This is a genomic window from Mycobacterium europaeum, from assembly GCF_034555895.2.
In the GTDB taxonomy this organism is placed as follows: Bacteria; Actinomycetota; Actinomycetes; order Mycobacteriales; family Mycobacteriaceae; genus Mycobacterium; species Mycobacterium europaeum.
The window spans coordinates 1,767,508-1,785,253 of the sequence record NZ_CP157315.1; the positions used below are offsets into that span (position 1 = coordinate 1,767,508).

21 protein-coding genes are annotated in these 17,746 nt (G+C 63.4%); 12 read left to right on the forward strand and 9 right to left on the reverse strand.

The window, feature by feature from the left end; all coding sequences use genetic code 11:
* Nucleotides 1-250 precede the first annotated feature (250 nt).
* The 3 genes from U8D42_RS08300 (at nucleotide 251) to U8D42_RS08310 (ending at nucleotide 2,577) form a co-directional block, all read left to right on the forward strand.
* Entirely contained in the window at nucleotides 251-1,264 is a 1,014-nt protein-coding gene (locus U8D42_RS08300; RefSeq protein ID WP_322860680.1) for a CobW family GTP-binding protein, read from the forward strand.
* Nucleotides 1,265-1,290: 26 nt separating this feature from the next.
* A complete protein-coding gene (locus U8D42_RS08305) occupies nucleotides 1,291-2,127 on the forward strand; it encodes an acyl-CoA thioesterase (protein ID WP_322860681.1) in 837 nt (278 codons plus the stop codon).
* A gap of 174 nt (nucleotides 2,128-2,301) precedes the next feature.
* Nucleotides 2,302-2,577 (forward strand): DUF6400 family protein, encoded by a 276-nt coding sequence (locus U8D42_RS08310; protein ID WP_420845651.1) that lies wholly within the window; start codon nucleotides 2,302-2,304, stop codon nucleotides 2,575-2,577.
* A 913-nt stretch (nucleotides 2,578-3,490) separates the two neighbouring features.
* Here U8D42_RS08310 and U8D42_RS08315 read toward each other — a convergent pair.
* From U8D42_RS08315 to U8D42_RS08325, 3 genes are all read right to left on the reverse strand, one after another.
* Nucleotides 3,491-3,802, reverse strand: coding sequence for a type II toxin-antitoxin system PemK/MazF family toxin (locus tag U8D42_RS08315; RefSeq protein ID WP_065446894.1), 312 nt, complete (start codon nucleotides 3,800-3,802; stop codon nucleotides 3,491-3,493).
* Entirely contained in the window at nucleotides 3,792-4,025 is a 234-nt protein-coding gene (locus tag U8D42_RS08320; protein WP_065446892.1) for a hypothetical protein, read from the reverse strand. The genes U8D42_RS08315 and U8D42_RS08320 overlap by 11 nt, the downstream gene beginning before the upstream one ends.
* Before the next feature lie 754 nt (nucleotides 4,026-4,779).
* On the reverse strand, nucleotides 4,780-5,388 hold the full coding sequence (locus tag U8D42_RS08325) for an LGFP repeat-containing protein (RefSeq protein ID WP_322860682.1): 609 nt from the start codon (nucleotides 5,386-5,388) through the stop codon (nucleotides 4,780-4,782).
* Between the two features lie 223 nt (nucleotides 5,389-5,611).
* Between U8D42_RS08325 and U8D42_RS08330 the strand changes: the two genes are divergently transcribed.
* The 3 genes from U8D42_RS08330 to U8D42_RS08340 all read left to right on the forward strand — a co-directional run bounded on the left by U8D42_RS08330 (nucleotide 5,612) and on the right by U8D42_RS08340 (nucleotide 7,234).
* On the forward strand, nucleotides 5,612-6,001 hold the full coding sequence (locus U8D42_RS08330; protein WP_085239932.1) for a TA system antitoxin ParD family protein: 390 nt from the start codon (nucleotides 5,612-5,614) through the stop codon (nucleotides 5,999-6,001).
* A gap of 22 nt (nucleotides 6,002-6,023) precedes the next feature.
* The gene (locus U8D42_RS08335; RefSeq protein WP_322860683.1) at nucleotides 6,024-6,602 is read left to right on the forward strand and encodes a zeta toxin family protein; all 579 of its coding nucleotides are present in this window, start codon (nucleotides 6,024-6,026) and stop codon (nucleotides 6,600-6,602) included.
* A 341-nt stretch (nucleotides 6,603-6,943) separates the two neighbouring features.
* Nucleotides 6,944-7,234, forward strand: a complete 291-nt coding sequence (locus U8D42_RS08340) for a hypothetical protein (protein WP_322860684.1) — start codon at nucleotides 6,944-6,946, stop codon at nucleotides 7,232-7,234.
* 78 nt (nucleotides 7,235-7,312) lie between these two features.
* Here the strand turns inward: U8D42_RS08340 and U8D42_RS08345 are convergent, their stop codons facing one another.
* Both U8D42_RS08345 and U8D42_RS08350 read right to left on the reverse strand, forming a co-directional pair.
* On the reverse strand, nucleotides 7,313-8,095 hold the full coding sequence (locus tag U8D42_RS08345) for a PhzF family phenazine biosynthesis protein (RefSeq protein WP_322860685.1): 783 nt from the start codon (nucleotides 8,093-8,095) through the stop codon (nucleotides 7,313-7,315).
* A gap of 264 nt (nucleotides 8,096-8,359) precedes the next feature.
* Complete coding sequence (locus U8D42_RS08350; protein WP_322860686.1) at nucleotides 8,360-8,959, reverse strand: TetR/AcrR family transcriptional regulator; 600 nt, start codon at nucleotides 8,957-8,959, stop codon at nucleotides 8,360-8,362.
* A 72-nt stretch (nucleotides 8,960-9,031) separates the two neighbouring features.
* Here U8D42_RS08350 and U8D42_RS08355 point away from each other — a divergent pair, with 72 nt between their 5' ends.
* Both U8D42_RS08355 and U8D42_RS08360 read left to right on the forward strand, forming a co-directional pair.
* Nucleotides 9,032-10,447, forward strand: coding sequence for an ABC1 kinase family protein (locus tag U8D42_RS08355; RefSeq protein ID WP_322860687.1), 1,416 nt, complete (start codon nucleotides 9,032-9,034; stop codon nucleotides 10,445-10,447).
* Entirely contained in the window at nucleotides 10,434-11,633 is a 1,200-nt protein-coding gene (locus U8D42_RS08360; protein ID WP_322860688.1) for a cytochrome P450, read from the forward strand. Before U8D42_RS08355 ends, U8D42_RS08360 begins: the two co-directional genes overlap by 14 nt.
* Before the next feature lie 186 nt (nucleotides 11,634-11,819).
* Here the strand turns inward: U8D42_RS08360 and U8D42_RS08365 are convergent, their stop codons facing one another.
* Entirely contained in the window at nucleotides 11,820-12,755 is a 936-nt protein-coding gene (locus U8D42_RS08365) for an SAM-dependent methyltransferase (protein ID WP_322860689.1), read from the reverse strand.
* 311 nt (nucleotides 12,756-13,066) lie between these two features.
* On the opposite strand from U8D42_RS08365, the gene U8D42_RS08370 reads away from it, so the two are divergent.
* The 3 genes from U8D42_RS08370 to U8D42_RS08380 all read left to right on the forward strand — a co-directional run bounded on the left by U8D42_RS08370 (nucleotide 13,067) and on the right by U8D42_RS08380 (nucleotide 14,707).
* Nucleotides 13,067-13,495, forward strand: a complete 429-nt coding sequence (locus U8D42_RS08370) for a MarR family winged helix-turn-helix transcriptional regulator (RefSeq protein WP_322860690.1) — start codon at nucleotides 13,067-13,069, stop codon at nucleotides 13,493-13,495.
* An 89-nt stretch (nucleotides 13,496-13,584) separates the two neighbouring features.
* Entirely contained in the window at nucleotides 13,585-13,902 is a 318-nt protein-coding gene (locus U8D42_RS08375; RefSeq protein ID WP_322860691.1) for a nuclear transport factor 2 family protein, read from the forward strand.
* Nucleotides 13,903-13,966: 64 nt separating this feature from the next.
* Nucleotides 13,967-14,707, forward strand: a complete 741-nt coding sequence (locus U8D42_RS08380; RefSeq protein ID WP_322860692.1) for an SDR family oxidoreductase — start codon at nucleotides 13,967-13,969, stop codon at nucleotides 14,705-14,707.
* Nucleotides 14,708-14,947: 240 nt separating this feature from the next.
* Here the strand turns inward: U8D42_RS08380 and U8D42_RS08385 are convergent, their stop codons facing one another.
* The 3 genes from U8D42_RS08385 to U8D42_RS08395 all read right to left on the reverse strand — a co-directional run bounded on the left by U8D42_RS08385 (nucleotide 14,948) and on the right by U8D42_RS08395 (nucleotide 17,225).
* The gene (locus tag U8D42_RS08385) at nucleotides 14,948-15,193 is read right to left on the reverse strand and encodes a hypothetical protein (protein WP_085239939.1); all 246 of its coding nucleotides are present in this window, start codon (nucleotides 15,191-15,193) and stop codon (nucleotides 14,948-14,950) included.
* 384 nt (nucleotides 15,194-15,577) lie between these two features.
* Nucleotides 15,578-15,808 (reverse strand): DUF167 domain-containing protein, encoded by a 231-nt coding sequence (locus U8D42_RS08390; protein ID WP_322860693.1) that lies wholly within the window; start codon nucleotides 15,806-15,808, stop codon nucleotides 15,578-15,580.
* Nucleotides 15,809-15,923: 115 nt separating this feature from the next.
* Nucleotides 15,924-17,225, reverse strand: coding sequence for a sensor domain-containing phosphodiesterase (locus U8D42_RS08395; protein WP_322860694.1), 1,302 nt, complete (start codon nucleotides 17,223-17,225; stop codon nucleotides 15,924-15,926).
* Between the two features lie 172 nt (nucleotides 17,226-17,397).
* Between U8D42_RS08395 and U8D42_RS08400 the strand changes: the two genes are divergently transcribed.
* On the forward strand, nucleotides 17,398-17,682 hold the full coding sequence (locus tag U8D42_RS08400; RefSeq protein ID WP_322860695.1) for a hypothetical protein: 285 nt from the start codon (nucleotides 17,398-17,400) through the stop codon (nucleotides 17,680-17,682).
* Nucleotides 17,683-17,746: the final 64 nt, after the last annotated feature.

The following is a 17,746-nucleotide window of genomic DNA, read 5'->3' on the forward strand; positions in this document are numbered from 1 at the left end:
CGGTCGGGGCCCACTCGGTTAGCCGCCGAATAGGAGTCTACGGCCATATCTGTCCGCAGATGCGGAGCTATTTCTGATAATTAACTGTATATGCGGACTGTAGGCGAGAGGGCTGCTGGAGACGTAATCGAGCTGGCCTGGCGGGATTGGCGCAGACGGTATACGTCGCAGAACCCCCCCGGGCGACAGATCGTGCCTGCCGCGCCGGTTAGCATTCGGGAGGTCTGGACGGCGATGTGGAGGGTGAGGCTTGACTGCGATACCCGTCATCGCGCTCACCGGTCATCTCGGAGCCGGCAAGACGACGTTGCTCAACCACCTGTTACGCCAACCTGACACGCGAATCGGCGTGGTGGTCAACGACTTCGGCGACATCAACGTCGACGCCGGTTTGGTGGCCGGCCAGGTCGACGAGCCCGCCTCGATCGCCGGGGGCTGCATTTGTTGCCTGCCCGACGGTGGTGGGTTCGATGACGCACTTATCAAGCTCGCCGACCCAGTTCGGCGCCTCGACGCCATCATCGTAGAAGCCAGCGGTCTTGCCGATCCGGTCGCAATAGCGCGGCTCATCGCCTTCAGTGAGATCCGCGGAGTTCGACCGGGCGGGCTCATCGACGTCATCGATGCCGTGAACCATTTCGACACCGTCGACTGCGGCGCACTGTCGCCCGTCCGCTACGGCGCGGCGTCGCTGATTGTCGTCAACAAACTTGACCAGGTGCCTGAGGGCGACCGGTCAGCGGTGGTGCGACGCGTCACACAGCGTGCGGCGCAACGTAACCCGCGCGTACATGTCGCGGGCACGACGGGTGGTCGGATAGATCGAGGGCTACTCTTCGACGCGTCCGCAACGTCCGGACAGGTCGGGCAGCTTTCGTTTCTAGATCTGGAGTACGACCGCGACCATGACCATGACCACGTCCATGCGGATGCCGTTACCGTCAGTAGCCCTGGTTGCGTCGACCCCGATGCCCTGTTCGACCTTCTCGAAGATCCACCGGCGCGGGTGTTCAGGCTGAAAGGCGTCGTGGCGGTGCGGCACCGCACGACCGTCCACGACTACGTCGTCAACATGGTGGGTAGCGCAATCCATATCGGTAAGGCGCCGCAGGGGACTATGGCCAACTGCCTGGTGGCGATCGGGATGGACCTCGACATCGACGGTGTCCGTACGCGACTTGACGGCGCGCTGCAGCCCGCGTCGGGACGGGCGTCGGCGCAGGCTCTCCGGCGGCTCGCGCGGTACCGGCGCCTCAGCGCCTGAGAAGCGATCCGGCAAGATACGAATCGATGTCATCTTCGCTCGGCGACGTGCTCGCCACATTGGAACTCGAAAGGGTCGGCCAGTGGCTCTTCGTCGGGCAGCAGCTGCCCGCGCCCGCCAACCACATTCTGGGCGGGCATATTTCGGCTCAGGCCTTATTGGCGGCAAGCCGCACCGCGCCGAGTCGCCTACCGCACAGCGTCCACACGTACTTTCTCCGCCCCGGCGATTCACGTCGGCCGGTGGACTTCGAAGTTGTCGACCTCCAAGAGGGCCGGACTTTCTCGGCGCGACGGGTCACTGCGCGCCAAGACGACAAGGTTCTGATGGAAGCGATGTCCTCGTTCAAAGCCACCGACTCGGCACCCGCTCAGGTCGTCTACCAACCACCCATGCCAAAGGTTCCCAGCCCGGAGTCCCTGCCGTGGGTAGCGCCACACCTGGCCGAGTCCGACGAGAGCTCCCAAGGGCGGTGGGCGAGCCTGCGCTGGTTCGAGCGCCGGATCATCGACACCGAGGTCGCTCCACCGGCGCGGGCGCGAATGTGGTGGCGACCCGAAGGGCAGGTTCCCGATGATCCAGTGCTGACCGCCAGCCTGGTGGCCTATCTGTCGGCGGTGACGTTGACCGAGCCGGCATATGCGGCACGCGGTGGTGTCGGGGCGTCGGCGCAGCGAGATCATTCCGTGTGGTTCCACGGTTCGGCGGTGTTGTCGGATTGGCTTCTTTACGATCGGTCGTCGCCGAGCAGCGCTGGTTCGCTGGCGCTGGCCAGTGGGACGATGTTCAACCGCAGCGGCGCACTGGTGTGCACGGTGGAACAAGAGATGTACTTTCCGCCGCGGGTGGTCGCGCCGGGCTAGGCGGACGATCGACGATGCGTCGTCAATGACCCTGCAGCGCAACACTATTCGTCACTGTGACGTATTGCCCGGCGGTGGGCGGGGGAAGGCGGACGGGGGACAGGACCCCCGGTGTGACGAATGTCAACCGACGACAGTGACGCGGGTCATAGCCCGATCAGTGCCGAACGGGTCATGCTGGCCGTTCGTTTGCTTATCTATCTAATGGCTGGGAGCGCGATGGCCGACCTCGACTTCGCCTATGACCTGACACTCGACGAGGCGCGCAGACGCAGCGCGATGTTCGCCGCGATCGGTGACGACTATGACCCGATCGCGGTGCTCGGCGCGGAACAGAAGGCCTACGAAATGCTGTACTCGAACCTGGACGAGGAGCAGCAACGGGTCTATGACGAGTTGGTCCGCGCCGGCGTGCTGCCCGAACGGACGACTGCTCGTGTTACCGATTGATCCGACCGCCGACCGTGGCCGCCGCGCATGGCTGCCTTGCCCGCGCTGCGAACACGGCGCCAAATGCGGTGAGTGCCGAAGTAGCCGCAACTGCGATACGCACTGGCAATACCTCCTGAGCAACAAGGGCACCCTGGTGCACTTGCAGTGCTCAGATTGCGGCCACCTCTGGTCGACGGACACGCATCGCCGCACGCGCCCCAAGCACTGGGGGCACAAGTTGAACTAGGGCGGTGACCGCCTGCATCCGAATAGCCCTGCGCTGCACCATAATTCGTCACAGTGACGTATTGACGGCGATGGGCGGGGAGGAGAGGGTCGGTGCCGTATCGACCGGTGGCCCGGCCGCGGACAGGTGAATGCCATCGTTGACGCCTACCATCACGCCGGTCGCGCCGGGCGGGCGTCTCGTCACGCGCTTGGAGAACTCGCCGGCGTTCCAAACCGCCTGGTGAGCCGCTCGATGTGGGCGGCTGGCAGTGCATTCGCGCGAACGCGCTGGCCCGCGTTATGCCGATAAGCGACATTATGTCAAGTTAACCTCGCGCCGTTTTCTACACCACAACGCCGCGAAAGTCGGTCGTTCGCAGAGCATTTAGGTGCCCGGTTGACCGTTTACGGCTTGGTGTCGGTGCCGCCGTTGGTGGCGATGGCGAGACGATCCGCGGTGGCCCCCAAGGGACTAGTCGTATTTGTTGTAGCCAGCCTTGGCCAACGCCGCTGTCAATCAACGGCAGCCGGCAAGGTCAGCGTGAATGTCGTTCCTGTTATCCCGCCGTGCCGGGGTTGGGCCTCTACATTCGCAGCCTCACGAAAAGCTTTACCCGTCAGTACAAGACGGCCATGCGGTAATGCACGCCGTTTTGCGCTGCCCCAATTGTTTTCGTCCGATGTTTTGGTGGCTGCGCGGCGCTCATAGATCGAGGACGACGCGTAGGGCTGCATCCACGCGGCGCATTTCGTCGAAGCTTAGGGACCCCACGCTCTTGCCGAGCCGGCCCGGGTCGACCGCTGCGGTCTGCTCGGCAAGTACGCGGGTGTTCACGCCGCCGATTTCAACCTCGGGTCGGAAGCTGGCGGCACGAGCCGACGTAGACGTCGGTGCAACCAGCCAGGTCGACAGCGGTAATTGATCTGACTGGACTACTACGGCGTATCGGGAACCGGACTGCTCATGACCGCGACTCCCCCGCGAGGCATGCAAACGAAAGACCTCACCACGCACGCAGCGTCTCCATATCGCGTAGCACCTGCATGGCCTCAGCACGGTCGGACTCGTCTTCGGCAAGCCTTTCCGCCTCGGCGCGAATCGCCGCGTTGGCCTTCCGGCGTGCGGCATCGATAAGAGCAGATCGCACGGCTGCGGACACAGCCGTGCCGTCTTTGGTCAAAACCTCCAGCGCCCTCGCGGTGTCCTCGTCGGGCCGGAAGGTAATCGTGTCAGCCATAGCAACAGTGTACGACGTTTTGTAAGACAATCACCGGTTCCACGTGAGCGCGGTTTTCACATTGCTGCGGCAGCCCCAGTCAGGGCCACCTCCCCGGCGTCGGGGTGGTGGGTTCGCGGTTTATGCCGGAGGATGAAAAGCCCTACTATTCGGCTAGCGCAACGAGCCGCAGCACAGTGCCGTCGGCTTCGGCAGTAAAGGAGTCCAACGTGAAGGCGAGAGTATTGATAACCACGGTCGGTGGTCTAGCGGCAGCCTTGACCGCTGGTGTCATGTGGGCCGCACCATCGGCCCCGGCTAGCGATTTTTGCGATTCGCTTGGCAATCCCGCGCAAGTTCACGATTGCAACTGCGGTGCCGATAACGTCCCGGGTAGTCCGGAATACCAGCAGTGCCTGCACGGCGCTGCGGCTTCGCCCGGAACGGCCAAGCCCCCGGCGCCCGCGCCCTCCCCCTGATCACTACCGCGATCGGCTCGCCACCGGTGCGGTGAACCGCGAGTGCCCATCCCACCTCCGAGGCTCGTGGGGAATATGCACGAATCAAATATGGAGGGTTACCGGTAAACTACTCCTTTTTTTCCTGATGAATTCAGACCATGTGTTGGACGGGCGCTGACCACAGAGTCCATACTGCATATTGCATCGCTCCCGTTGCCGGCCGCGGACATATCCACAGATTTCGCTTGGCGCCCAAGGCTTTTCGGTGGCCGTAGACCTGCAATATTTGCAGTTTGATGAACGCCTCATTCGTTCTACAGCCCAGATGGTACGGCTTTGCCGTTTACCGTAACCTCGACCTGGCCGGTCTTGGGGTTGTACTCGATCGTGCCGTGCTCGAAGTTCGACACGAGCAGATCGTCGACGGCGTTCACGTCGCTGGTCGGAAATCCCAGCGGACCTGCCGAACCGTTAGTGCCGGTGATCGCGGGCACGCCGCTCGGGTCGCGCGGGACATTCCATGCCTCCCGGAGCTTGCCGGTGGTGATAAACGCGGGCGTGCCGAGCTTGTCGTTTTTTGCAGTGATCACGCCGCCCTGAAACTGTTGGAATACCAAGCCACTCGCCCGTTTTCCCGCGTTGCGGTCACCCGTCAGCGGCTTGCCGAGGGCCTTCTTCTGATCCTCGGTTGCCGACGAGTACTTGGCGGCGATCGGGCCGGTCAGGGTCACCTCGACATCGCTCTCCCCGATGAGCTTGACCTCGGTGGGCTGCGCCGGGGTTGTAGACGTGGAGATGGGGTGCGCACCGACCTGAGGTGGTGCCGACCCGTCGACGCTCTTGCCATTGCTGCAGCCCACAGCGATTAGCGCGACGGCGGCCAGGCCGGCGACTGCCGGGTGGCGGTATGCGATCGTTCTCATAGGCTTCTCCCCCGCGTCTCCTGTGGTGTGGGTCACGTTGCGGCTGACCTACGCGCTCGGCCCCGACCGTAACCAACCACGTGAGTGGTGCAGGCCGCCGCGGTGTTCGTGGCTCCGAACGAACTTACGCCGCGGTGATAGACGGCAAGCGGCCGCAGCGAGTGGCCTACGCCTTGTAGCATTCCGCTACGAGGCGTAGCATTTTGCTACAGGAGGTGCGGATATGACGAACGTCGCCGACCGCGTCACGCGGGTCGCCGCCGATCTTGTGGACAGCGCCGCTGCTGAGGGTGCTCGCCAGAGCCGGTCGGCCAAGCAGCAACTCGATCACTGGGCTCGAGTGGGCCGGGCGGTGTCGAGTCATCAGACCGCCTCGCGGCGCCGTATTGAGGCCGCGCTGGCCGGTGATCTGGACACCAACCATCTGTCCGACGATGAGGGGCTTGTCTTCAATGCAGAGATCTCGGCCGCTATCGAGGAGTCGCTAGCGACCGCCCATTACGGTGACCTGCTGTCAGCGCGTGGCATCACGACAGTGGCGCTTAACGACGACGGCGAAATCGTCGAGTACCGGCCCGACGGCACTACCTCCGTGGTCGACGTCGACGGATGAGCCATGACTTCGCGACGCGTCGGTGAAGCGGCTCGACCTCGTCGTCGGCCCGAACGGCGCTGGTAAGTCGACGTTCATCGCGTTCACGCTGGCGCCGTTGTTGCCACGCAGCGTGCTCGTCAACGCCGACGAGATCGCCAAGCAGCGTTGGCCCGACGATCCGGCTGTGCACGCCTACGATGCAGCGCGGATCGCGGCGGATACCCGCGCCAAGCTGATCGAGGCTGGCGTCTCGTTCATCGCCGAGACCGTATTCTCCCATCCGTCGAAGCTGGAGCTGATCCGCTCCGCCCACGATGCGGGCTACGTCGTTGCTCTGCACGTGATGCTGATCCCCGAGGGCCTCGCCGTCGAACGCGTACGGCGGCGCGTCCGCCACGGCGGTCACGACGTCCCCGAGGGCAAGATCCGTGAACGGCACCGCCGATTGTGGCAATTGGTGGCCGATGCGATCGAGATCGCCGACACCGCAACGATCTACGACAATTCACGCCTCGACGGGCCCCGGATAGTCGCGCAACTGACCGCCGGCACGGTCATTGGCGCACCGACGTGGCCGGCGTGGGCCTCCGAGAAGCTATTCCGACGCTGGCCGGGCTAGGTGCGCTAGCGGCCCGCTTCGACGCGATCGTGTCGTGCAAAAAGGCTTGCCTGGACCAAGACGTACTCGTGAAGATCCGACAGTGCGCGTAGCGCGAGGTCGACGTCGTTGATGGCGTTGTAGAGGTGAATGAGAACCGAGTACGGCCGGCCCGGGCCGTGACGGTGGGTCCCTCGTCGAGCAGTCGACGCCGAGCTTGGTCGGGTAGTTCGACTGAGATGATCGCCGAATATGCAAGCCACGCTAAATACTTGACGACGTCACCACGTAGCTGAAGACCGGAAACGTAAGGTCTTCACATGAGTAGCCGCCGAGCGTTCAATGCCGCACACACTCGGAATGTGTCGCTGACGATGTACGTGTTTTTGTGGCCGCGCCCGGGTATGGATGAAGCCCTATCTGCCTACGAGGACACCGTCCTAGCGCTGGTTCCTGAACACTGCGGGAAGGTTTTGCGCCGGGATCGCACCGACGGCTCGGGTGGTTGGCCGCTGGAGATTCAGCTATTTGAATGGGCGTCGCAGGAGGCGATTGATGGCTACATGGTCGATCCACGACGTACCGAGCTGGCCGCCGAGCGCGCCGCCGCCATCGCCCGCACCGAGATCGTGCCGGTCCAATCCAGCCGATAGAACAGCCGCCCGCCGCCGGCTCGCCGATGAAGTCAGCGAAGTGATCGGATCCGAGAGGCCGTAGCCTCGCGGCTGCGTTCAAATCGTCAATTCGCCGCGCGTGATGGTTACCGCTTTCCCGGTCAGGTCGACGCGATCGCCTTTTAGGTGCACGTCGATATAACCGCCGCGCGCTGATGCCTGGTGGCCAGTCAGAGCGGTCTTGTTCAGCTTGGCTGACCAGTAGGCCCCAAGTGTGCAGTGAGCTGAGGCCGTCGCAGGGTCCTCGTCGATTCCCGCGGCCGGGGCGAAAAAGCGTGAGACGAAGTCGATGTCAGCCTCTCCAGGTGCGGTGACGATAAGGCCGCGTGCCTCCAGCATGGCCAGTGATGCTAGATCAGGTTTGATGCAGCGAACAGCATCGGCTGAGTCGAGTTCGGCGAGCAGGTCAAGTCGTCCCCGCGCCGCCGCCTGAGGCCTAACGCCCAGCGCGTCAACGAGTTCCGGCCCAACTGGAACGGGCCTGGGATCGTCGCTTGGAAGATTCAACGTGATGCGGTGATCGGGTCGCAGACGTGCTTCAAGCAGGCCCGCGGAGGTAGTGAATCCGAGCGTTTCGGTCCGCTCTCCCAGTTCCCACAAGATATGGGCGGCCGCCAGGGTGCCGCTGCCGCATAGCGTGAGCTCGGTATGCGGGCTAAACCATCGCAGGCCTAGGTGAGGCTGCGCCTGGCGGACGAACGCGGTGGCGGGCAAGTTTACTTCCGCGGCCAGCTGTTGCAGCCACTCCACCGCGGGCCAGTGTGAGTTCAACAGGACCACTGCGTGCGGGTTGCCGGCGAAGGGTCGATCGGCGAAACAATCGACCTGAAAGAAGCGCACGTGCCAATCTTGCCCCGCGAGCCACCGGGACATGTGAGTAGGTGCCGGATCCTGCGCGCGATCGCCGCCTTGACGTCCTCTCGCTGGCGACGTCGCGCCGAAACAATTTGCGCGAATCGAGTATGGAAGATTGCGAGTCATGCGCGCCGTATTGATTAGCATTTTGTGCATCAATGGATTTCGCAGTACGATCGCACGCCGATGATTTGGCGACTCGTACTGAGTGCGCCCTGCCCTCTGTCAATACGCCGGGGGCTGCGCGGATCATCGAACTGTATCGATACGGGTCGCGAGGAGCACGGTCCATTCGCTGAGATACCGATCGTCGGGAATGCGTACTGAGGATTGGTGGAAAAGACCTGTGGCGAAGCGTGTTCCGAGAATGCCGTTGACGCCGAGCGCCGCGAGGACGGCGCGATCACCGGGCGCCAGCGTTGGCGCCCACGCACCGATCCAGTCGGCCAATTCGGCGTTCAATCCATCGATGAGTGCGGCGTAGGCGGTGTCCAGGCGAGCCGATCGCCCCGCCGGTGTGCGGGCGGCGATCTGGAGCAGTTGGATCTCTTCGTCGATGACGCTGAGCAGATAACGGCCCAATACGGTCAGTTCGGCATGTAAGTCGCCCAGTCCGGCGAACAGTGTACGGATGTCGCGCATCGCGTGCCGGCGATCGAGCTGGCGATCGATGCCGGCGTCGAGCAATGCGTCCTTCGACTTGAAGTGGCGATAAAGTGCGCCGGAGCCCGCGGCCAAACCTGCGGCGGCTTCGATCTGGGAGACACTGGTCGCTTCAAATCCCTTCGCGCTGAACAGCCGCATCGCTTCGGTGACCAGTCGTTCCCGGGTCGACACCGGTGCAGTCATTGACCTCTCCAAAGTGATCACTTACATTTGGTAAGAGCTTACTACAGATGGTGAGTATTGCGAGAGGACCCAATGGCACAGGGCGACAGATCGGTGCCGCACGGGCGCCTCCGGCGCACCATGCCGCTGGCGGGGTTCGCTGCCCGCGCTGCAGGAGGCCGGCTTGTAGCCGGATTACGGGAGAGCACCGGTGATAGCGGCGCTGTCGAGCGGTTTCACGAGCGCACCGCCGAGCGCTACACGGAACTGCTGGGCCATTCCAAAGGTGTATTGATGAAGGCCGGCCAAATCCTGTCAATGGTCGACGCCCGCGCAGTAGGCACCGGCGGATACTGGCCCTATCAAAAAGCCCTGGCTCGGCTACAAACTGACGCACCACCAATGCACCCCACACTGGTCCATGCAGTACTTGAAAAGGAACTCGGTTCTGCTGTCCGATATTTCGCCGAATTCTCCGATGAGCCGATGGCCGCGGCATCGGTCGGCCAGGTGCACCGGGCAGTGCTGACGGACCGCCGCGAGGTGGTCGTCAAGATCCAGTATCCCGGTGTCGCTCAAGCGATCCGCGACGATCTCGCCAACACCGAACTCCTGGCAACGTTCATGCGGTTTGTCACGGCGGCATCAGGGATCAAGGTCGATATTCGGACTCTCGCGAGCGAGGCCGCCGCGCGCATTGGCGAGGAGGTCGACTATCGTCGCGAGGCGGCCACCATCACCCGGTTCGGCGAGCTCTACCGCGGTCACCCGTTTATCCGCATCCCCCAGGTCGTAGGTGAAGCTTCCAGCGACCGCGTGCTGACAATGGCCTTCCTAGACGGCATGGATTACCCGGCCGCACAGCAGGCCGGCCAGGAGCTCAAGAATATTTGGGCGGAGGTGATCACGCGTTTCATCAACGGCAACTACCGGCACGGCAATTTGGTGCACGCTGATCCCCATCCGGGCAACTATCGGTTCAACTCTGACGGCAGCGTCGGCTTCCTAGATTTCGGCTGCGTCCAACATTTCCCCGAGAAGCAGCGGCGGCTCTGGGTAGCAGCCATACGCGCTTCGATGGAGGAACGAAAGGATGACTTTCGTGACCTGCTGGTTCAGCTGGGTGTGGTAAGCACCGACTCGTCCCTGACCGCCGACGATCTGCAGCAATGGATCATCGACACAGCAGCCGTGGACTATACCGCGGCCGAACCAGCGACCTTCACACCCGACGCCACGGCACGCACGATCAGCGGGATGTTCGACATTCGTGACTCCAATCATGTGGTGGCCCGCATGTCCCCTCCGCCATGGTTGGTTTTCACCAGTCGCATCCAACTCGCCTGGGCCAGTGTGACTGCCGGCTTGCAGGCCACACTGCCGATTCGAGCCATCATGGACGACCTCGACGGTGTCACCAAACCGATCACCGAGCTGGGAAAACTGCACCACGCCTGGGTGCGCGAGCGCGGCCTGCCCGGGGCCTTGGACCATCATGACCACCCCTGACGTCCAAGCCGCGGTGCGCCTGCCCTGGGATGCCGCGGACCCCTACCCGTTCTATGAGGCGTGCCGCCGCGAGGGCGATGTGGTTTGGAACGACACCGCGGCAGCCTGGCTGATCCTGGGCTACCACCCGGCCCGACAGATTCTGGCCGGGCCAGGCTGGACCAGCAACCCGCTTGCCAACCCCAACACCCAACCCGCCCTACGGGCAACAGATCCAGACATCCTGCGCCGCAACATGCTATTTACTGACGGCATCGACCACCGACGACTGCGTGGCTCGGTCCGAGACTTCTTTACCCGCAATTTCATCGCCCGCCTGCGCGACGGCATCGCCACGATGGCCGCAGACGCGATTGATTCCATTCCCGCCGGCGTCGAGTTCGACTTCATGACTGACATCGCATTACCCTTACCCGTTGCGGTGGCCGCAGCCTGGATGGGGCTCGACGTCGACGCTGCCCGACTCCTCCGCGAGGAGTCCCCCGCAATCACCCGAATGCTCACCGACTCGAAGGACACCATCGCCGTCGAGAACGGCACAGACGCCCTAGCCACGCTGCTCATCGAATTTCTTCCGCTGGCGGCCGACCGCCGCCACCATCCTGGCGATGACCTGCTCAGCGTCATCGCGACCGACCTCGCTCTCGAACTCGACGACGTCGTCACCACCGCGATCATCATTGCCATTGCCGGTCACGAAACCACCGCCAATTTGCTCGGCGCAGCGGCGATCCGCCTCCTCACCCCGGCGCGACACGGCAATCGGCCCATCGAGAATATCGAGGCCGTCGACGACCAGTTGATCACCGAGTTGATGCGCTTAGATGGCCCTGTGCAGGCCGTGGCGCGCACCGCCACACGTGACCACCTCATCGGCGATATCGCCATCCACCCAGGCGATTCCGTGCTTGTCGTCTTGGCCGCGGCCAACCGAGACCCCACCGTCTTCGACCAACCCGACCAACTCCGTACAGACCAGCCCGGTCCCCCACCGCTCACCTTCGGCCACGGGGCCCACTACTGCCTGGGGGCACCATTAGCCCGCCTCCAAACGGCCATAGCCCTCCAACAACTCCTGGCACGCCATCCCGCACTTTGCGGGGACCCCACGTGGCGAGAAAACCCAGCCATCCGCGGACCCCAGACACTCCCGTGCACCTTCCGTGCCCGGATTGCGGGTTGTTGAGCCGATCTCCGCGCCCAAAGGCAAGGAGGGATATGCACGAATCGAATATGGAGGATTACCGGTAAGGTACCTCGTTTTCATCTGGTAAATCAGTGCTGGCCCTCGTCTGCCCACCCCCCGGGCTGGTGCGCGGATTCGGCCAGGATTGCCGCGTGATGGAGACGTGATCGACGGCGCCAGGTAACGCTAACGGTCCGTGCTCAGCGTTGACGTGTAGTAGGTGACGCCGTTCATCGTCTGTCGATCATCGTCGGTCTGCGCGATGGGCCCCAACCCGTATCGGGCGAGCAACTCGGCCATTGGAGTTGCGACCGACGTCCAACCGTGCGCTTCCAGGTACGCGCCGACGTCGTGGCGCTCACCTTCGAATGCGATTGCGTTGAGGTCCAATTCGAAACCGTGGTCACGCCACTTGGCTGTCGCCTCGCGCATCCGTTCGCGCGCCGCATCGGGGTCCATGTCCGCGGTGTTGGGCACGGCTTCACTTCCGAGTCGGCTGCCAGGCGCGCTCAAGGCCGCGATCGTATCGAGTAGCCGATCCTGGGCTTCGGGTGCCAGATAGCCGAACAAGCCTTCGGCGATCCACACCGTGGGCCGACTGGTGTCGAAACCCGCCGTTGCCAGTGCGGCCGGCCAGTCGTCGCACAGGTCGATGGCGACGGCGCGCAGATCGGCTTTCGGCTCGGCAACGAGCTTGGCCAGCGTCGTGGTTTTGGACTCGATGACGGCCGGTTGATCGATCTCGAACACCGTCATCCCTGTAGGCCAGCTCAGTCGGTAGGCGCGGGCATCGAGGCCCGAAGCGAGGATTACGGCTTGGCGGATGCCCGCGGTTGCGGCGTCGGCGCACAACTCGTCGAAGTACCGGGTGCGAGCTGCAATCGATGCGGGCATCTGCGCCAGGCCCCAGCGGCTACCCTCGGCGTCGAGTTCGGAGGCGACCAGATCACCGGTGGCCCAGCGCGTTAGGAAGTTCACACCGACCGCGCGCACCAACGGTTCGGCGAAAGGATCGTCGATGATGCCGTCCCTGGTTGCGATGGCCCGTGCCGCCGCCGCCATCGTGGCGGTGGCTCCTACTTTGGTGGCCGGATCCCACGTGTCATCGTTGGGTAGCGTCATCGTGAACCTCCGAACATCGCCTGGATACAGGACAAGCGCTGTCCTGGCGCTCCCCCGCCAGCATCGCTCACGGTTCCACGACTACCACATGAGCAGGAATGCGGCGGAGACAGTGATGGCTGGATCCGCCAAGTTCGTGCGGGCGATAAAACCTCTGTGACGGGGGTGGACGTGGCTGGGAAAGCGCCGAATATCGGCACTGAGACCGTTGCGTCATCATACTGTCAACTGTGACGCCAAGACGAGTGCGGGACGTATCACCAAAGCGAGGGTGGCTGACTCCACGACAGCAGCGCGCGTGGGTGGCCTACATGCGCGTGCAGCTCAGGATGAACTACGAGATGAACCGCCAGCTGCAGGCCGACTCTGGGTTGTCGTTGTCCGACTATGACGTGCTGGTCGCGCTCGGCGCCGACCGCGACGCGGCCATGCGCGTCAGCGATCTCGCAGCGCAGATCGGGTGGGAACGCAGCAGGTTGTCACACCAATTGCGGCGCATGGAGGAACGCGGGCTTACCAGACGGCGGCCCAGCGCCGAGGACGGACGCACCACGCTCGTACTACTCACTCCGAGTGGACGGCGGGCCCTTGCCGAGGCCGCTCCCGGCCATGTCGACCTCGTACGGAGCCTGTTTTTTGATCCCCTTCCTGAGAATCTGATCGCACCACTGACCGCCGCACTGGAGCACATTCACGTCAACCTCGATCACAACAGCTCGCTGCCACCCGCAACGAGGTAGCATTCGTTTTAGGTGATACCTCACCTAAAAATGGGAGTATCACGTGAGCGATGTCATTGCCCGTCTGATGGAAGCCAAACCTGCTGGACGTGTTCAACGAGCGCAACCCTCAGCGGCGCTCGGAGGCGATCGCGAGAACCTACGCGGCCAATGTGCAGTGGACCGACGACGAGGGCGTGATCAGCGGCCACGACGCACTGAACAGCAATGCTTCTGAATTGCAAAAAACCCTGCACGGCCTGCACTTCATTAAGGCCGGCGCGGTCCGCAAAACCCGTGGACTGGGTTTTCTGGCATGGAAGCTTTGCGGCTCCGACGGTCAGGCTGTGGCATCTGGCTTCGACGTGGCCGAAATATCCGACGACCTGATCCTTCGACTCTGGACGATGTTGGACGCGCAGGAATAGGTGATACATCATCTGAGTTGCAGCCGAAACAAGCGCATGGATCACTTAAGAACGGAGCCCGGTCATGGGACAGCTCGACGGCAAAACTGCACTGGTCACCGGTGGGACATCGGGTATCGGCCTGGCTACGGCCAGGCGCTTCGCCGACGAAGGCGCCTATGTTTTCATCACCGGCCGCGACCGCGGCCGTCTCGACGAGGCGGCCGCCTCGACCGGCGCCCACGCCGTGCAGAGCGATGTCAGTAAGCCAGCTGAACTCGACGCCCTGGCCGCTGAGATCTCTGCGCACGGCACGGGACTTGACGTTGTCTTTGCCAATGCGGGTGGCGGCAACTTCGCCGCCCTGGCCGACGTGACCCCCGATCACTATCGCGACAACTTCGACCGCAACGTTGCCGGCACCGTATTCACCGTGCAGAAGACCTTGCCGCTACTCAACGAGGGAGCATCGATCATTCTCGCCGGGTCCACTGCGGCCTCCAAGGGCGAAGCCGCCTTCGGTCTCTACGCCGCGTCCAAAGCGGCCATCCGGTCCCTCGGCCGCACCTGGGCCGCGGAACTGGCCGACCGCAAGATCCGGGTCAATACCGTCGTCCCCGGCCCCGTCGAAACCCCCGGACTCACCGGCCTGGCACCCGCTGACCAGAAACACGATCTGCTCGACGGGATGGCGGCTCAGGTGCCGATGAAGCGGCTGGGACGCCCTGAGGAGATCGCGTCGGCGGTGTTGTTCTTGGCTTCGGACCAGAGCAGCTTTGTCACCGGTGCGGAACTCGCTGTGGACGGCGGACAGATCCAGCTTTGACTTCGACGACGGTCCGCATCTGCTTGGCGCAGCTTGTCTATGACGGCTTGACGTCCTCCCCCGCCGACGTCGGATGGGAGAAAAATGCAAAAGTCGAATACGGCGGGTTACCCGTACTACCTCCTGACATCTATACATGCGGTTCAGCAGCATTTCTCAGACCACCCGGCCATACCGACAACTTGCCGTCTCTGAACGAATGCCCTTGTGCGGCCTCGAGGCGACGCACCGTGTCCGCTGCTAGCCCATCGTCAAGATTGCGCCCGCGGCGACGCCGATCACCGCCACGAGGGCTACCAAAATCACCGTGATCGCCGCGCGGACGATCTCTTCTTCCGTGGCGCGCCAGCGCGGCTTCAATTCGGCGAGAACGGTGTCCCCTCGCCAGGCAATGCCGTTGACTCTGGCGACCGCCAAAGTGAAATCGTCGTGCGCGTGGGACGCGTCTTTCTCGATTGGCTCGTGCGCGGCGATTGCGGTGGTCATATCAGCCCCCCAGGCTTCCGGACGCCGATCGGCGTTAGTTGCGTCGAAAGCTTCCGACTTCTCGTCAATCCAATGATACGAGTGCGAAAATCACGATTGCGGTAACGATCCTTAACGGTCGCAGCACAGAGTCGTGCTCCGCGCCAACCATTCTCGGCTGAAGGCGCCGCTGTCGAAGGGGCGACATCGATGCCGTAAGTCGGCCACCCCGAACCGTACAGCTGAGCGGCATACCCTCCAGCGAGCGAATCGACGTGGTGATGGTCTCGCACTGCGACGATGCGCATCAAAGCGATTGGCCAGGGCGGAAAAGCATTGGTCGCCAGACGGAATCGACACCGTTATATGGCGTGGCGGGCGACGGGTCCGGTCGCCCGACATCGATCAACGGCTCACCCGGAAACGTTTGAGCCGTGACGTCGTTCCGGATATCAATTCGACTCGGCTTCTTGGCAATTGAAGGTGGGCCGCCAGTACCCGGGCGACAGCATCGTTGGCCTTGCCGTCAACCGCTGGCTCCCGAACGTAGATGGTCAGCTGACCATCCGGGCCGACCTCGACCAGGGGCCCCTTGCGACTGCCGGGTTTGACCGTAACGACGACGGACTCGTACATGCCGCGTAACGCTACCGGCCGGCGGGCATGGCTCCCCCGTCGAATCGCCCTGGCGCTCCCTGGCGGTGAATGTCGCCGAAGGCGGTGGTAGATCCCGGCGCTGAGTCGGCCGAGTTCAATCGCGGCCGTCTCGGTATGGCCGAGCGCCTGATTGAGGTAGCCCCAGGTGAAAGCCTTGGCCGTATTCGATACCGAGACGAATCAGGGTCTGCAGCTGGCCGGGTGTCTCCACCGCTTCGGCCACCAATTTTGCGTGCAGCTCGGATGCCAGCGAGTTCAGTGCGGTCGCCAACGCACGCTTGACGGGATCGTGGTCGATTCCAGCGATCAACTCCCCGTCGATCTTGATCATGTCTGGATGTAACCGCAGCAGTTGGGCGAAGCTGGCATATCCGGCGCCCGCATCGTCGACTGCCACGCGTATCCCGCGATCACGCAGATGCCTCAGGCCCGGGCCGAGGTCATCGGGAAACGGTTCGTGCTCAGTGATTTCCACGACCAGCGCCCGGTCCTGGGCTGTAAGCACGTCTTGAATCGTCGGCTCGAGTGCGGCGCTCGGGCTCAGGTTGGCCGCGAGTGGGCAGTCATTGGGGATGCCGCCGGCAGCGTTGAGGATGGTGGACAACGCGGCATGTTCTAATTCGATACCTCGGCCTAGACGCCGGGCAACGCTGAACCATTGCGTGGGGGTCAACTCCGACGATGCGGGAAAGCGGATCAACCCTTCGTAGGCAATCGTCGTACCGCTTGCCAGATGGACGATGGGTTGAAAGACCGCGCTGAGAGCGTCCGGCTGCGCCAATACTGCGTCCAGTCGATCTTGCAGCTTCTCGGTCTCCACTGCTTCGGGCAACATCACCGAGGCGATGAATCGCGCCGTAAGGGCGCGTTGCCCGCGATCGTCGCTGTCGCTCATCACGTGGGTCAGCAGCGTGGACAGTTGGGACTGGGCGCCGATCACGGCGGAAACGAACTGACTGATATCGAGCATCGCGTCGACGTCTGTGTCAGTGAAGGCACCGGTGGCTGTCGCGGCCAGCAGCAGTGAACCGATGGCGTCGTCGTTGTACATCAGGGGAATCGCCGCCCACGACCGGGTGTCCCACTGTTTGTTCATCGCTCGAACACGTGCCGACAGTCGTCGGTCTACCCAGGCATCGTCTATCACCTTTGGGTGTTTTTCCCGCGCCGCGAGGCCCTGAAAACTGCTCCGTTTGGGCACCACGAATCCCGGTGTAGTCGCTAGCACGCCGTGTCCAGAGACGGTCACGTACGCGTTATCGGAGGCACGAAGTAACGTGACGGCCGCCCCATCGGCTTTTTCCATAAACGCGCAAGCCTGCTCAGCAATGCGTCCCATCAATGACACTGAGTCCATCGACGCGGCGAGTGCCTGAACCAGGCTGTCCACATTCACCCCCGTTCCCAGCGGCGTGTGCGGGTTGGGAGTTTTACGATACCGACCGTGCAACCCAACCCGGGGGGCAGTGCCGACTTCAACGGCCAACCACACCATCGCATCCGCGCCACGGAGTCTGGGCCGGGGCCGCTCGACGACCGCGTGTGGACTCTCAATTGATCTGGCGGTCATGCGCGCGCACGATCAGCCCTTCACTACTCAACTTTTCGGCTCGCGCGAGCTGACGTTGGCGGTCGCGATCACCGACGGGGCTTCACCGCGGCTGCGGACGCGCGCGCTGCAGCTAGGACTGCTCACCGACGTGCTGGGCGTCATCGCTGCCGTGCGCGGGGGCCGGGCCCGCACCCTGTCGTCGACCGGCGCCGTGGTCGCCGGAGGCGGCGCGGCACTGTTCGCCGGCCTGGGAGTCGCGGCACTCAGGGGTCGAGAACAGTCGGCCCTGCGACCCGCGTAGCACTGACGGTGCGGCGCACCATGCAGCCCTCGTCTCACGCGCATTGCCGATTATGTTGTTGGGG